At 57.8% G+C, this 13,952-nt stretch carries 16 protein-coding genes; 7 read left to right on the top strand and 9 right to left on the bottom strand.

Annotated features, from left to right (window positions below):
- Positions 1 to 129 precede the first annotated feature (129 nt).
- Together ACTG4M_RS12460 and ACTG4M_RS12455 are read left to right on the top strand one after the other, a co-directional pair.
- On the top strand, positions 130 to 744 hold the full coding sequence (locus ACTG4M_RS12460; protein WP_439123991.1) for a hypothetical protein: 615 nt from the start codon (positions 130 to 132) through the stop codon (positions 742 to 744).
- 175 nt (positions 745 to 919) lie between these two features.
- Positions 920 to 1,519: a hypothetical protein gene (locus ACTG4M_RS12455; protein ID WP_439123990.1), complete on the top strand. Its 600-nt coding sequence runs from the start codon at positions 920 to 922 to the stop codon at positions 1,517 to 1,519.
- Between the two features lie 8 nt (positions 1,520 to 1,527).
- Here the strand turns inward: ACTG4M_RS12455 and ACTG4M_RS12450 are convergent, their stop codons facing one another.
- The gene (locus tag ACTG4M_RS12450) at positions 1,528 to 1,788 is read right to left on the bottom strand and encodes a DUF2312 domain-containing protein (protein ID WP_439123989.1); all 261 of its coding nucleotides are present in this window, start codon (positions 1,786 to 1,788) and stop codon (positions 1,528 to 1,530) included.
- A gap of 124 nt (positions 1,789 to 1,912) precedes the next feature.
- Between ACTG4M_RS12450 and ACTG4M_RS12445 the strand changes: the two genes are divergently transcribed.
- Complete coding sequence (locus ACTG4M_RS12445) at positions 1,913 to 2,128, top strand: hypothetical protein (protein WP_439123988.1); 216 nt, start codon at positions 1,913 to 1,915, stop codon at positions 2,126 to 2,128.
- A gap of 2 nt (positions 2,129 to 2,130) precedes the next feature.
- Here ACTG4M_RS12445 and ACTG4M_RS12440 read toward each other — a convergent pair whose 3' ends face one another.
- Positions 2,131 to 4,107, bottom strand: a complete 1,977-nt coding sequence (locus ACTG4M_RS12440) for an enoyl-CoA hydratase-related protein (protein WP_439123987.1) — start codon at positions 4,105 to 4,107, stop codon at positions 2,131 to 2,133.
- Between the two features lie 90 nt (positions 4,108 to 4,197).
- Positions 4,198 to 5,184 (bottom strand): type I glyceraldehyde-3-phosphate dehydrogenase, encoded by a 987-nt coding sequence (locus ACTG4M_RS12435; protein ID WP_439123986.1) that lies wholly within the window; start codon positions 5,182 to 5,184, stop codon positions 4,198 to 4,200.
- A gap of 120 nt (positions 5,185 to 5,304) precedes the next feature.
- Here ACTG4M_RS12435 and bhcR point away from each other — a divergent pair, with 120 nt between their 5' ends.
- Positions 5,305 to 6,132, top strand: coding sequence for an HTH-type transcriptional regulator BhcR (bhcR, locus tag ACTG4M_RS12430; protein WP_439123985.1), 828 nt, complete (start codon positions 5,305 to 5,307; stop codon positions 6,130 to 6,132).
- Here the strand turns inward: bhcR and metF are convergent.
- Complete coding sequence (gene metF, locus ACTG4M_RS12425) at positions 6,129 to 6,995, bottom strand: methylenetetrahydrofolate reductase [NAD(P)H] (RefSeq protein WP_439123984.1); 867 nt, start codon at positions 6,993 to 6,995, stop codon at positions 6,129 to 6,131. The two genes, bhcR and metF, sit on opposite strands and share 4 nt — an antisense overlap.
- Before the next feature lie 95 nt (positions 6,996 to 7,090).
- On the opposite strand from metF, the gene ACTG4M_RS12420 reads away from it, so the two are divergent.
- A complete protein-coding gene (locus ACTG4M_RS12420) occupies positions 7,091 to 7,996 on the top strand; it encodes a LysR family transcriptional regulator (protein ID WP_439123983.1) in 906 nt (301 codons plus the stop codon).
- Between the two features lie 3 nt (positions 7,997 to 7,999).
- Here the strand turns inward: ACTG4M_RS12420 and ACTG4M_RS12415 are convergent, their stop codons facing one another.
- Positions 8,000 to 8,206: a cold-shock protein gene (locus ACTG4M_RS12415; protein WP_439123982.1), complete on the bottom strand. Its 207-nt coding sequence runs from the start codon at positions 8,204 to 8,206 to the stop codon at positions 8,000 to 8,002.
- Between the two features lie 185 nt (positions 8,207 to 8,391).
- Here ACTG4M_RS12415 and ACTG4M_RS12410 point away from each other — a divergent pair, with 185 nt between their 5' ends.
- Positions 8,392 to 8,706 (top strand): arsenate reductase family protein, encoded by a 315-nt coding sequence (locus ACTG4M_RS12410; RefSeq protein WP_439123981.1) that lies wholly within the window; start codon positions 8,392 to 8,394, stop codon positions 8,704 to 8,706.
- On the opposite strand, the gene ACTG4M_RS12405 is transcribed toward ACTG4M_RS12410, so the two are convergent.
- Both ACTG4M_RS12405 and ACTG4M_RS12400 read right to left on the bottom strand, forming a co-directional pair.
- Entirely contained in the window at positions 8,703 to 10,448 is a 1,746-nt protein-coding gene (locus ACTG4M_RS12405; protein WP_439123980.1) for an ABC transporter ATP-binding protein, read from the bottom strand. The genes ACTG4M_RS12410 and ACTG4M_RS12405 overlap by 4 nt on opposite strands.
- Positions 10,445 to 11,161: a phosphatase domain-containing protein gene (locus ACTG4M_RS12400; protein ID WP_439123979.1), complete on the bottom strand. Its 717-nt coding sequence runs from the start codon at positions 11,159 to 11,161 to the stop codon at positions 10,445 to 10,447. The genes ACTG4M_RS12405 and ACTG4M_RS12400 overlap by 4 nt, the downstream gene beginning before the upstream one ends.
- Positions 11,162 to 11,308: 147 nt before the next feature.
- Between ACTG4M_RS12400 and ACTG4M_RS12395 the strand changes: the two genes are divergently transcribed.
- The gene (locus ACTG4M_RS12395; RefSeq protein WP_439123978.1) at positions 11,309 to 12,505 is read left to right on the top strand and encodes a pyridoxal-phosphate-dependent aminotransferase family protein; all 1,197 of its coding nucleotides are present in this window, start codon (positions 11,309 to 11,311) and stop codon (positions 12,503 to 12,505) included.
- On the opposite strand, the gene ACTG4M_RS12390 is transcribed toward ACTG4M_RS12395, so the two are convergent.
- On the bottom strand, positions 12,494 to 12,703 hold the full coding sequence (locus ACTG4M_RS12390; protein ID WP_439123977.1) for a histidinol phosphate aminotransferase: 210 nt from the start codon (positions 12,701 to 12,703) through the stop codon (positions 12,494 to 12,496). The genes ACTG4M_RS12395 and ACTG4M_RS12390 overlap by 12 nt on opposite strands.
- A 119-nt stretch (positions 12,704 to 12,822) precedes the next feature.
- Positions 12,823 to 13,926, bottom strand: coding sequence for a pyridoxal phosphate-dependent aminotransferase (locus tag ACTG4M_RS12385; RefSeq protein ID WP_439123976.1), 1,104 nt, complete (start codon positions 13,924 to 13,926; stop codon positions 12,823 to 12,825).
- Positions 13,927 to 13,952 lie beyond the last annotated feature (26 nt).

Raw genomic sequence — 13,952 nt, 5'->3', positions numbered from 1 at the left:
TGAGATGTTGAATGCGCTTGGAGATATGGCCCCCGCAGCCGATGCGCGGGACGTGTTGCTGGACAGTATTCTGGATCAGGACACGGGCCATGTGGACCGGCTTATCCTGTCGCACGAGAACCTTTTTCTGTGCCCAAGATCGCGTTTCAGGGTGGGGCAGTCTATCGCAAGGCCGAACAACGGTTGCGCACTCTACGGGACATCTTTGTGCGAGATTCGGTTGAGGTGTTCATCGGGCTGCGCAATCCGGCGACGTTCCTTCCGGCGCTCTTAAGGTCGACGCCACTTGACGACATAACTCAGCTTTTGCACGGACTGGATCCTGCACAGATCCGGTGGTCTGATTTGATCGAGAGGATCACAGCAGCCCTTCCGGGGGTTCCCGTGACGGTATGGTGCGACGAAGACACGCCACTAATCTGGGGCGAGTTGATCCGCGAATTCGCTGGGGTCGAGCCAACGCACGAGATCATCGGGGCCTATTCGCGGATGGCTGACATCACATCGCAAGAGGGTATGACCCGGTTCCGCGCCTATCTGGCTGAAAAGCCCCAACTTAACGAGGCGCAGGTGCGCCGGGTTATGGGGGCGTTTCTGGACAAATATGCGGACCCTTCTAAGGTTGAGCATGAATTCGACCTGCCGGGTTGGGATGCGCATCTTGTTCAGGATCTGACCGAGCAATACGAGGAAGACCTGTACGAAATTGGCCGTATGCCGGGTGTAACGCTGATTACGCCTTAGCGTACCATCGGATCGTCTTTGTGACACAAGAGGCTGTTTCCCGCCTATGCGCCGTGGAGCATTGCCGGAAATCCTACAATCCAGTATTCTATAAGCCAGCCCAATTATTCTGGGGCCTTTGATCATATCTGATTTTGCTACAGCCAAATTGAGTTCAAGCTGACTGGAACACATCATGCAATTTGACACGATCAAGCTTGCCACCGTTCTGGATGAGTTGCTGCGATCAAACATCCGGTACGAAATGAACGGTCTTGTCGGTAAGGCCCGCCCGTTGACCCAAAGCGTGTCCGAGCTTTCGCAACTCGACTGCTCGGGGTTTGTTGAATACGTGATTTACCAAGGCACAACTGAAAACGTGAACCTGCCGTCGGGCAGCGTAACCCAAAGGACAAGGATCGCGCGCAACGCATCACACACGCCTGCCGATTACCTCAAGCACGCGGAACTGCGAGACGATGTTGTGCGGATTGGGTTTCGGCGTACGATCGCCAGACGGGATGAAAACGGCGATGTCGTGCGCGACGCGCAGGGTCGTTCCGAAAAGACCCAAGTTGGCCATGTCTGGCTGGTGATCAACGGCAAGACTTATGAAAGCACGTCAAAAGGTGGGCGCGACAAAGGGCCTAAATCCCTGGACTGGGATATGCGCAAATCCGATGCGGACCATTTCTATACGCTCGGAGATGCGCCCGGTTTTGGTTTGGCGCAGCTTGGCCTTTTGGCATCACACCGAATACAAGCCGCGTCCGACCGGTTTCAGGCGATGTTCTGAGATCGGGCTCAGCTCATACCCAACGCTTCTTTGTACATGTCCAAAACCGCTTCCTCTTCGGCGATATCGTCGGGTTCGCGTTTGCGGAGCGCGATGACCTTGCGCATGACCTTGGTGTCGTAGCCGCGACCTTTGGCTTCGGCCATGACCTCTTTCTGCTGCTCGGCGATGTCTTTCTTTTCCGCGTCCAACCGTTCGATCCGTTCGATGAACTGGCGCAGTTCATCTGCGGTGACGCGGTAGTTGGCTTCGATTGCGCTGTCGTCCATCTTGGGGCTCCTATTCGGTCTGAATGGTGTCGTAGCGATGGGCGCGCGGGCCTTCAAGGGCTTGTCACCGGACGGGCGATGAATTACCGCCCGCAGGAGGCAAGACCACTTCCGGGAGCGCATCATGGATATACTGATCTGGTCGGGGGCGGCGCTGTCTTTTGCGGGGCTGTGCGGGCTTGTCTATTGCATACTGAGGGTCAACAAGTCGCGCAAAGCGGGGCTGAGCGACGAAGAGCTTCGCAATGAGGTCAAAATGGTGATGCCAATCAACCTTGGTTCGTTGTTTGTCTCGGTCCTTGGCCTGATGTTGGTGATTGTCGGGATCTTTCTGAGCTAATTCTAGAGATCGTCAAACCTGCGCCCGTATTTGATGAGATCGGCAAAGACTGGGTCCGGCGTCCAGAGCGCCTGATCTGGATGGTCGATGGTCTGCATCGCGCGTGTTGTCTTGAGCAATCCGCCTTCGCCCGCAGCATGCATCACCCCTCCGCGCCAGTTGGGTACAAGTTGGGAAAAGACCGACAAAACGTCGATATCACCGGCGCGGGCGACCACATTTTTCCGCAACGCTTTCGCCCCGGAATTCGCCATCGCGCCGATCAGGCAGCGCCGAATGTGATCGGCGGGCATGTTTGATTGCGGTGCGCGGCGTTCATTGATCCTGTGCAGGATGTCATGATCCTCCTGCGGTGCAGAATCTGGCGGGTAGCAGTAGAAGCCCTGACCGTTGGCGCGGCCTTGTTGCCCATATTGCACCAGAAGCGCTGACCAGTTTTGGCAGCCGTCAGCACGCGTGTGCCGTGATACCGTATCGAGCCCGTGACTGTCCGCGAGTTCAAACGGGGGGTGTGCCATACCCCATTCGCGCATTGCCGCATCGATGGTAAAGGGCGATTGGCCCAAATCCACCAGCGCATCTGCCGCCCGCCAAAGCGTTTGGGTCAGGTTGTCATACAGTCCGGTCTCGGGGGCCGTTTCCACCAGCGCCAATTTGTTCAAACGCCGGGCCAAGGCAAGTCCGATGCGCCGGTCCTTTTCGGTTGCTTGTGGGCCAAGGATCACCTCGACCAAGCGCGATGTCGAAGCTGGCGCCACAAATTGCATCGCCAAACGCGGATCATTGCCGGGCATACAATGAGCAACAGGGGTGTCCTCGGGTATCGCAACGCCGCGCTGGCCGCGTGTTGCGCGAAGCACGATGTCTACGTCGCTCAGAATATTTGCGTTGTCCGCAGAACGCAGGTTTTGTCGCGCCCAAGTGGCTGATTCCTGACTCAATCGTCCGACTTGCGCCGAATGCTGCAGGACAGCCCTGACATAGGTAAGGCTGTCGTGTTGTTGATTGGGATCTTTGATCAGCCAGCTGACGCCAATACCGGCTTCAAGGGCTACCAGCACGATTTGTCGTGCGGTTGCGCTGCCACCTAGAACGCCAATAGTCGTGATTTCAGGCAAATCATTGCGCCTGATCTGTGCGCTGACCAGTTGCTCGGCATGAAAGAGGTGCGACAGGGCTTTGGATTGTTCTGTGTCGGCGCAGTCCTCGGCAGCCGCTTCTTCGAATGCCAATCCTGCGTCGATGGGCAGAAGAATGGCTGCCTCTACCGCGGCCAGAATTTTCTTCGGCGCGATCTCGGGCGAGGTGGCGATGTCGGCCCGCACGCGGGTGAGCGCCGTTTGATATGCTTTGGCATCGACAAAGCCGGTCCGAATATCTGCCGTCGGGCGCGGCGTTGCACCGTTCGCGTGCAGGTTGGCCACAAAGCGGGTAATCACGTCGTCTGGCGTGTCGTCGAACAACTCATCCGCCAATGCGGGATATTTGCCTGTGGCGATCGGCGTCAGTGCGCCTCCAATCAAAAGGTCCAGCGTGGCCTCTGCGCCGATCAGCCGGGGTAGGCGCTGCGTGGCGCCCGCGCGTGGGACCAGTCCGAGACGCGCATGCGGAAAACCAATGCGGGTTTGACGGTGCATGAGTCGGTAGTGAGAGGCCAAGGCAATCTCGGCCCCGGCTCCAACGACCGGTCCCGTCAACACGGTGACGGTCGGTTTTGGACAGGCTTCAATTGCACGACAGACCTTGGCCAACAGGTTGGTCTTGTCGTCGCCGCCCCCTTGCGGATCGGTCACACCAGACGGAAATACAGCGCCTTTCCCCCGGATGACGATCAGATCGACGGCTTCATCCTTTGTAAGCTGATCCAGCGCTGTATTCAGGTCGGTCAGAACTTGGGAGTTAAGCCGCGCGGAGGGCCCGGCATTTAGCGCGATCTGCGCAATCCCATCGGTGACCGATATATCGGTGTCTGTGCCCATCTTCTGCTCCGATGGCCTCGGTTTGGCAATTCTGCCTGTTCATTGGAGCGTATTAGAGGCCAAACTGGGCAATCTGGCAAGAATCACGCGTTATTTGCTGCGCTGCTGCATCATTCGAGCGACATCCAGCATACGGGCGGAAAATCCCCATTCGTTGTCGTACCAGCCGAAAATGCGGATTTGATCGCCCGTTTCCATCGTCTCATGTGGTGCAATCACCAACGATTCCGGACGCGCGCGCAGATCTACAGAGACACAGGCGTCTTCGACTAGACCCAACACAGGGTTCGCATCGGCCAAAATCCGTAAAGCGTTTGCCGGATCTTCGGGCCGCGTGCGCAAGCGTACAACAAGGTCCACGGCAGATACGCTTATCGCGGGCACCCGAACGGCGGCCCCGGTGACCCGACCAGAAAGATCGGGCAGCACCCGGTCGATCAGCTTGGCCGCACTTGTGGTTGTGGGCACCATGCTCACCGCGCCCGCCCTGTTGCGCGCAAGGTCGGGGCCACGAGGTGCGTCAACCATCGGCTGACTGCCGGTATAACAATGAATCGTTGTCATATGCCCTTGGATCAGGCCGTAGCGTGTGTCCAGATCACGTAGCAATGGTGCCAACGCGTTGGTCGTGCAGGATGCGTTCGACACCACGCGGTGGTCGCTGATCTGATCTTCGTTTGCACCTCGCACCACGGTGACATCTGCAATGTCGGATGGGCCAGAGATCAGAACAGCGCGTGCGCCAGCGGTCAAAGCGGCATCTGCGGTGGCCCGGTCTTTGGTTGCGCCGGTGCAATCCAATACCAGATCAACACCACCAAGCGGCAGGTCGGCCATTTTGACCCCAGTCAGTAGCGGAATGGATCGCCCACCGACCTTGAGCATGCCGTCTTCAAAGGTTGCCCCACCTGGCAGGGGGCCAAACACACTGTCATATTTGAACAGATAGGCACAGGTTTCAGGCGTAGCGAGGTCATTGACCGCCACAACCTCGATATCGGCGTGTTGCGGGTTGGTTAGGATCTGTCGCAGGATCACGCGGCCGATGCGGCCAAATCCATGAATGACGATGCGCATGTGTCTTCCCTTTGCCCGATTACGCTGAACCTGTGCGTTATGACTTGCATTTCAACTCTGATTTTTTCACATTGTAAAAATGTTTTTTGTATCGAGACAATTCAGGGCGCAGAGGCTGGCATGAACGCAGAGACAGGTCCGGAACGGCGGGCACGTGGGCGACCCCGTGCATGGGGCGACACCACCGAGCAGAACAAAATTAAATCGCTGGACCGTGCGCTTGTCATTCTCGAACGGCTTAGCGAATGGGGTGGCGCCACTCTGACCGATTTGTCCGAAGACCTCAAACAATCGCCCGCCACAGTCTATCGCGTGCTGTCGACCTTTGAGGGGCGCGGCATGGTGGATTTCGATCCTATTGCGCAAACGTGGCATATCGGGGCAGGGGCTTTTCATATCGGATCGCGTTTCTTACGACGGACATCGCTTGTCGAAAGGGCCCGTCCGTTCCTGCGCGAACTGATGCAACAGACCGAAGAAACCGCCAATCTGGGTGTCTCGCGCGATGGGCTCGTCCTGTTCCTGAGCCAGGTCGAGACCCATCACAATATCCGCGCGTTTTTTCCACCGGGCACCATGTCCCCGATGCATTCGTCGGGGATCGGCAAAGCCTTGTTGGCGCAGATGGACGACAAAGACGTCGCAGCGATCATCCGCAAACACAAATTATCCGCCTTTACCGACCATACGCTTGTCACTCCCGAAGCGCTGGCTGCCGATCTGGCGGCAACACAAAAGCGTGGCTATGCTTTTGATGCGGAGGAGAAAAACGACGGGATGCGCTGTATCGCTGCACCGGTGTTCGACATGCATGGCGAACCGATTGCCGGGGTTTCGATTTCCGGTCCGTCCGCACGCATTCCCGATGAGCGGATTGAAAGCCTTGCCGCGTCGGTCAAAGACACAGCGGCAAGGTTGACGGCCGCGTTGGGCGGACCGACCGATTAAGCGACGTTCTTAAGATCCAGCTTGGGCGTCACGCCCAACGCATGGCACACATCGCGGGTCAATTCTGGGCGGTTTAGCGTGTAGAAATGCAGGGTGTCGACGCCACCATCGATTAAGTCGGAGCACAGTTCGGCACAGATCGCCGTGGCAAGTAGATCTTCGCGCCTGTCCCGTTCGGCCTTTTCGAACGCATCCACAACCCAGGACGGGATATGAGTGCCGCACTTCTTGGCAAAGCGCACAGCGCCTTTCCAATTCTCGATCGGCAGGATGCCGGGTGTGACTGGCTTGTCGATACCGGCCTTTTCGCAGGCATCGCGGAACCGAAAGTACGTGTCGGCTTCAAAGAAGAATTGCGTCAGTGCCTCGGACGCGCCTGCTTCGAACTTACGTTTGAGGTAAGTCACATCCGCCTGCGCATCCGCCGCTTCGGGATGTGTGTCTGGGTAGGCGCCAACGCGAATGTTGAAATCACCAGCAGCATTCAGGCCTTCGATCAGATCAACGCTCGATGCGAACCCATCTGGATGAGCGACAAACCCGTCAGTCCCTTTGGGCGGGTCGCCACGCAGCGCCACGATGTCGGTCACGCCAGCAGTGGCAAAATCCTGTGCGATGGCAAGGGTTTCCGCGCGAGTGGCGTCTACGCATGTTAGATGTGCCGCAACCGGGAGACCCGCCGTCTTGTGCAATGTCGCTACAGCTTCGCGCGTCAAATCGCGGGTCGTGCCGCCTGCGCCGTACGTCACGGATACAAAGCGGGGCTGCAACGGTGCCAACACGTGAACCGTGTCCCAAAGGCGAAACGACGCCTCAAGAGATTGGGGTGGAAAAAATTCAAATGATACGGACGGGGTTGTCATCGTCGGTGTCCTCAATGGCGGTGAAGACCTTGTTGCACGTGCAGCATTGTGAGACAAACTCATAAATCTAATCTTGAACATGAGCCGAGTTGATAATGCATATCGAGTTTCGCCACCTTCGGACGATCAAAGCCATTCATGATTATGGCGGTGTGGCCAAAGCTGCGGATCAGTTGAACATCACGCAATCGGCCCTTAGCCACCAGATCAAGGCGCTTGAAGACCCGGCCGGCGTCGAGCTGTTTGTACGCCGCTCCAAGCCCATGCGGCTGTCACCGGCGGGGATGCGATTGCTACGACTGGCAAATCAGGTGTTGCCACAGGTCGAGGCTTTGACCGCTGAATTCGAAGGGCTGCGCGACGGGTCGTCGGGCCGCATGCACATCGCCATCGAATGCCACGCATGTTTCGAGTGGCTGTTCCCGGTCCTTGAGGCGTTTCGCAAAAGCTGGCCGGATGTTGATGTCGACATTCGACCGGGGCTTGCCTTTGACGCGTTACCGGCGCTGCAAAAGGAAGACGTTGATCTGGTTGTGTCGTCAGACCCCGAAGATATCCCCGGTGTGACCTTCACGGAACTTTTTGATTACAATGCGGTATTCGTGGCATCTGCCGCGCACCCACTTGCTGCGAAACCTTACGTGGATGCCGAAGACTTCCGTGGGCAAACCCTCATCACGTATCCGGTTGAACGGTCGCGGCTGGACGTGTTCAGCCAATTGCTGATCCCGGCCAAGGTCGAACCGGCATCTGTCCGCCAGGTGGAGCTGACGGCTGTGATCCTGTTGCTGGTCGCTTCAAACCGGGGCGTGTCGGTCTTGCCCGACTGGGTCGTGCGCGAGGTCAAATACAGTTCGGACTATGTCACCCGTCCGCTGACACACAAGGGTATCACGCGCAGGCTCTATGCGGCCACGCGCACGGCGGACACCGACAAACCCTTTGTCGCCGAATTGATCCGGCTCGCCCGCCAAGAGGCAGAGTGCCTTCAATCGGCTTAAGGTCTAGAGTGTTGAGATATCCGAGGCCATCAGGCGACCATCGCGACCCTCGGTCATTTCAAAACTGACCTTTTGATTGTCGCTCAGCCCGTCCATTCCGGATTGCTGCACTGCGGAAATATGAACAAATACATCTTTGCCGCCATCCTCGGGGGAAATAAACCCATAGCCTTTGGTGGCGTTGAACCATTTCACGGTACCGTTCGGCATGATCCCGTGTCTCCTTTTGCCGTCATGTCTGACCACGATGGGTCGCTCAGGTTGCGACCGGGGCTGCAATCTGCGACACCCCGTCACAGATAATGAGATTGATCAAAACGGCCTAAAGGCAAGTGCAGGATGTATATTTTGCAACCTGAACCTGATCACTGGGCGGTTTGGCGAAGGAGCGAGGCATGATCCTCTACGGGCTGAAAAACTGTGATACCTGCCGTAAGGCATTGAAGGCGCTTCCAAATGTGGAGATGGTGGATGTGTCGAGCACACCTGTCCCGGAAAGCACGCTGGATCAGGCTTTGTCGCAATTTGGCGATAAAACCCTCAACACGCGGTCCACGACATGGCGCGGACTGGATGAGGCAGAGCGCGCCAAAGACCCCAAAACCTTGCTGGTCGCGCATCCTAAACTGATGAAACGGCCACTGATTGTGGATGGTGACGCGCTCTACCTTGGTTGGGACAAAACCACCCAAGCCGCTCTGGCAGTTTAATCACGCGTTTGCATCTGGTGCAGGGCAGCATAGGTGCCGGATTGCGCGAGCAGATCGTCATGTGTGCCCTGTTCCAGAACACGCCCCTGATCCATGACGATGATTTTATGCGCATCGCGGACGGTCGATAGCCTGTGGGCGATCACCAGCGTGGTGCGACCCTTGGACAATTCATCCAGCGCCGCTTGAACCTTGGCCTCTGACCCGGTGTCGAGCGCCGATGTCGCCTCGTCCAGCAGAAGGATGGGCCGGTTTCGCAGCAGGGCGCGGGCAATCGCCACGCGCTGTCGTTGCCCGCCCGACAAGGCAGATCCACGGGGACCGACGGGTGTATTCAATCCATCCGAAAGTTGCGGCAGAAAGTCGGACACATGCGCCGCATCCAGCGCCCGATTCAGGTCTTTGTCGGACACGTCGGCCTGTCCCAGCAAGATGTTTTCGAGCACTGTGTCATCGAACAAAAGAGCCTCTTGCGACACCACTGAAAACAGTCCGCGCAAATCTGAAATCGCCATTTCTGAAACCGGTAAGCCACCTATGGTAACGTCTCCATGTGATGGATCAACAAGCCGGGTCAGAACGTTGAAAATAGTGGATTTCCCTGCGCCTGACGGTCCAACCAAGGCGGTGGTCTTGCCCGCCTCAGCAGTAAAGCTGCACCCGTTCAAAACGGTTTTTTCCCCGTAGGTTAGTGACACATCCTTAAGCTTGATCTCAGGCACGCCCTGCGGCACCGGCTTTGGGTTGGCTGGGCTGCGCAGGTCTGGCTTCGTGTCCAGAATCTGCCGGATCCGTTCGATCCCGGCGGCGGCTACTTGCCAAACACCGGCCACATTGCCAAGCCGTCGCAGCGGTTCAAATGCAAGACCAATTGCGGTGAAGAAGGCCATGAAATCGCCGACAGTTTTCTCGCCCGACAAGATCTCGTTGCCGCCGTAGAACAGCACTCCCATGAAACCCAGTCCGGCCATGATGTCGATCAGACCCGGAATGGTTGCTTGTCCCAAAGCACTGCGTGTTTCGACTGTCACGCGCTCTTCGGTCAGCGTCCGATAGCGTTCGGATTGATAGCGTTCCAGCGCGTTCAGCTTGACTGGGATGATACCATGAAATGCCTCGTTCAACCGCACTGACAGCTTGGCCGCTACATCGCGTGCGCGGCGGGCTTTCTTGCGCACATAACGTTGCAGGATCACCGACGGCGCAACAAGAATTGGCGCACCCAACAGGGCAACTGCGGTCCAGCGCCAGTCGACAGAGATGGCCACCGCGAACAGCGAAACTAAGGCGATCACATCGCGACCCGCCCCAGTGATGATCGTGCGCCAGACCTTGGCAATGGCGTCAACGTCGCCTTCGACGCGTTGCATCAGATAGCCAGGCGAATGGGTCTGGTGATAGGCCGTATCCAGCACCATCAGATGCGCAAGCAAATCCTGCCGGATATCAGCCACGGAAAGCTGAGATATCCGTGTCAACAAAACCTTTTGCACGATGCTTGCAACAGCCCTAACTAAGAAAATGCCCAAAAACAGGAGGCCGACCCAGACAATCGCATCGGCGTCACCACCCACGAAAACGCGGTCAAACATTGGCTTCATCATGTAGGACAGCGCGCCGAACATGCCGCCTTCAAGCGCCATGAACACCATCGCGATACTGAGCAGCCGCCAGTGTTTCGCCAGATAGCCGCGCCAGACCCAGAGCAGCAGGCCCCGCGGATTTACCGCGGCTTCGGTCATGTCACCAATGTCGCGGGCAAGGTGAGCTTGTCTGCAGGGGTCTTGCCGTTGAACCCGGTCTGAATGGCGGTCGCGTCATATTCGGTGCGGATCCACTCCTCAAACCCGATGGCCTGGCGCTTATTCCGGGCGGCGTACACTTTGAGAATGTAATCCTGCACGCCTGTCGCCGTGAAATCGAGGTGAATATACTTGAGCGACAATTGCTTGCGTGCAACCTCGACCGGCTGGTTCTCAAACACCATGAGGTAGAGCGCAGCCACAAATCCAGCCCGATCCGCACCTGATTTACAGTGAAAGACAAACGGCTTTTCTGCGATCCGAAGCGTATCAATCACATGCACGATCTTCTTGCGACTGACAGCATTGCGCGCCTGAAGCTTGGCGTTGAGCAGGGTCAATCCCAGAGCATCGCAGGTTTCTTTTTCAAACAGGTAATGGGCGTATTTGTCCTCTCCGCGCAGATTCACGACCGTTTTGATCCCCATCGCCTTGTACTTCTCGAACCGCGCATGGGTTGGCTGGTTCGACCGGTACACACCTGGCGCGATCTCAAAGAAATTGGTCCAGAAGGTGCGCAGAAACGCGTGATCGAAGACGTGATAATGAAAGGTCGACCACCGCCGCGCACGGGGGTCGGTGATGTCTTTCCCAAAAGACCGGCGCAGCTTGCGTTCGGCATCTTCGATCTTTGTCCAAAGCTGTCCCAGCATCCGGTCCCTTTCACGTCAGGCGGGGATGTAGAGACTGCGGCACGCGCTGGCAAGCGTTGCGCGTTATTGACGGCACCGCTGGGCGGGGTAGGTTACGCCAAACCTGTCGTCCCGACAGGCGTTTCCCATCCTGTCGAGGTCGCTCATATGTCGCTTGCCAATGGTCGCACGTATCTTGCCATTCCTGGTCCCTCTGTTGTGCCGGACGCCGTTCTTAGGGCGATGCATAGGGCGTCGCCCAACATCTACGAGGGTGAATTGCCCGACATGATGCCGGACCTGACCCGTGATCTGAAACGTGTGGCGCGCACTGATGGGAATGTGGCGATCTATATCAGCAACGGTCACGGTGCCTGGGAGGCAGCCCTCGCCAACACCGTGGCGGTGGGCGAAAAGGTGCTGGTGCTGGCCACTGGGTTTTTCGCGATGGCCTGGAGCCGCATCGCCGAGGCGCGCGGGATCGAGGTGCATGTGCTGGATTTTGGCAGCGGCGGCACCTTCGATCTGGCGCGGGTCGAAGAGGCGCTGAGGGCCGACACGACTCATAGCTACAAAGCGATTATGGCTGTGCATGTGGACACGTCGAGTTCCAATCGCAACGAATTCGCACCGCTGCGCAAAATCCTAGACGATGTGAACCACCCGGCGCTTTTGATGGCCGATTGCATCGCGGCGATGGGTTGCGACCGGTTTGAAATGGATGCCTGGGGCGTCGATGTGGCCCTGACCGGATCACAAAAAGGGCTGATGTGCCCGCCGGGACTGGGGTTCGTGTTCTTCAACGACAAAGCGGCTGATGTCCGCAAGGGGCTCAAACATGTGAGCCTTTATTGGGATTGGACCCAGCGCGCGGCCCCCGAAGCCTTCTACCAGTATTTCAGCGGCACCGCGCCCACGCACCACATCTACGGCTTGCGCACCGCACTCGACATGATCCACGACGAGGGCCTAGAGGCGATCTGGGCGCGCCACGTGACCTTGGCCCAAGCCATTTGGGCGGCTGTTGAACATTGGGGGCAGGACGGTCCGCTCAGGCTCAATGTGTCCGATCCTGCCTTGCGCAGCCATGCTGTGACGGCGCTTTCCATCGGCAAACCCTTTGGCACCCAACTGCGCCGTTGGTGTTCGGATCAGGCCGGAGTCACGCTGGGCATTGGGCTGGGCATGGCCAACAATGACGACCCGCAAAGCGACGGCTACTTCCGGTTTGGTCATATGGGTCACGTGAACGCGCACATGATTCTTGGTCTTCTTGGGGTGGTCGAAGCGGGGCTTGGCGCATTGGATATTCCGCACAAGTCGGGCGGCGTTGCCGAAGCGGCCAAAGTCATCTCAGGCGTCTGAGGGCCACTGGATTTCACGACTGGCGCGAAAGACCGCCAGCCGGGTGATCCCGTAATTTAGAACCCATCCCAGTAGAACAACGGCCCACAGTCCGAAACTGGCCCAGATCACACCAAAGATCCAAAGCAGGTTCACAAAAATCAAAATCAAGTTGGCGGTCGTGTAATCCTCGACCCGCTTGGGATGACGTTGATCCATCGGTATCTCCGCATTGGTTCGCGTACGGCTCTGCGTCAGAATAGCGCACAAAACCGCTCCGTCAGCGGTAAACTGATGGGAAGTCCCAAATTTTCCGTGAAGAACCCAAGATTTGCCTATCAGCGCGCCGTCTCAAGCGCCTTGGGCAGCGCGTGTTCCAGCACATCCAGATCGGCTGGTCGCCCTGCACTGATGCGAATACAGCGGTCTTCCGGCGCGACAAACGGCATCCGCACGAACACGCCCTGTTCGATCAGCGCCGCAAGAACTGCCTTGGCAAAGGCACCATCCTTGCCGCAATCCACTGTAACGAAATTGGTGGCCGAGGGCAGGGGGGCCAGGCCATTGGCCTTGGCAATGGCAGCGATACGGTCTCGGGCGACTGCAACCAGATCGATGACTTCGGTCAGCCATGCTTCGTCCTCGAATGCGGCCAAGGCCCCGGCTTGCGAAATCTTGGACATACCGAAATGGTTGCGTACCTTGTCGAAGCTCTTGATCAGGTCCGGTGCTCCTATCCCGTAGCCAACACGCGCCCCGGCCATACCGAATGCTTTGGAGAACGTCCGCATCCGGATCACACGCGGATCATCAGCGTCGATCTTGGGGGCGGTGCCGTCCGGCGCGAATTCGATATAGGCTTCGTCCAGCAACAAGAGTGTCCCGTCCGGCAGGTCGCTCAGCGCCTTTTCGATCCGGCTGCCACTATGCCAGCTGCCCATGGGATTGTCTGGGTTCGACAGGTATACCAGCTTGGCCTGAACCTCGTGCGCCTTGGCGATCAGCGCGTCGATATCTTCGTGATCCTTTTTGAACGGCACCTTGTGCAGCGTTCCACCAAACCCCACCACGTGGTAGTTGAATGTAGGATATGCCCCGTCCGAAGTTACAACTGGATCACCGGGGCCAACCAGCAGCCGCACCAAATATCCCAGTAACCCGTCGATACCTTCACCGATGATGATGTTGTCGGGACGGACGTTCATCCGGGACGAGATGGCACGGATCAGATCGTAATTGGTGGCATCGGCATATTGCCAACACAGCCCGGCTGCATCCTGCATCGCTGCCACGGCAAACGGGGATGGGCCAAAGACACTTTCGTTCGCCCCAAGCCGGGCAAGGAATGGCGCACCGCGCTGGCGCTCCTGTACTTCGGGGCCGACGAACGGCACGGTTGAGGGAAGCTTGGCGATCAGGTCGGGATATCTGGGTCCGGTCATGCCCCGTCTATGCCAAGCGCGCTCCG

The organism is Marivita sp. (assembly GCF_965656765.1).
Classification (GTDB): domain Bacteria; phylum Pseudomonadota; class Alphaproteobacteria; order Rhodobacterales; family Rhodobacteraceae; genus Marivita.
Note: the sequence above shows the minus strand (reverse complement) of the source record. Positions and strands in the feature narration are given on the sequence as shown.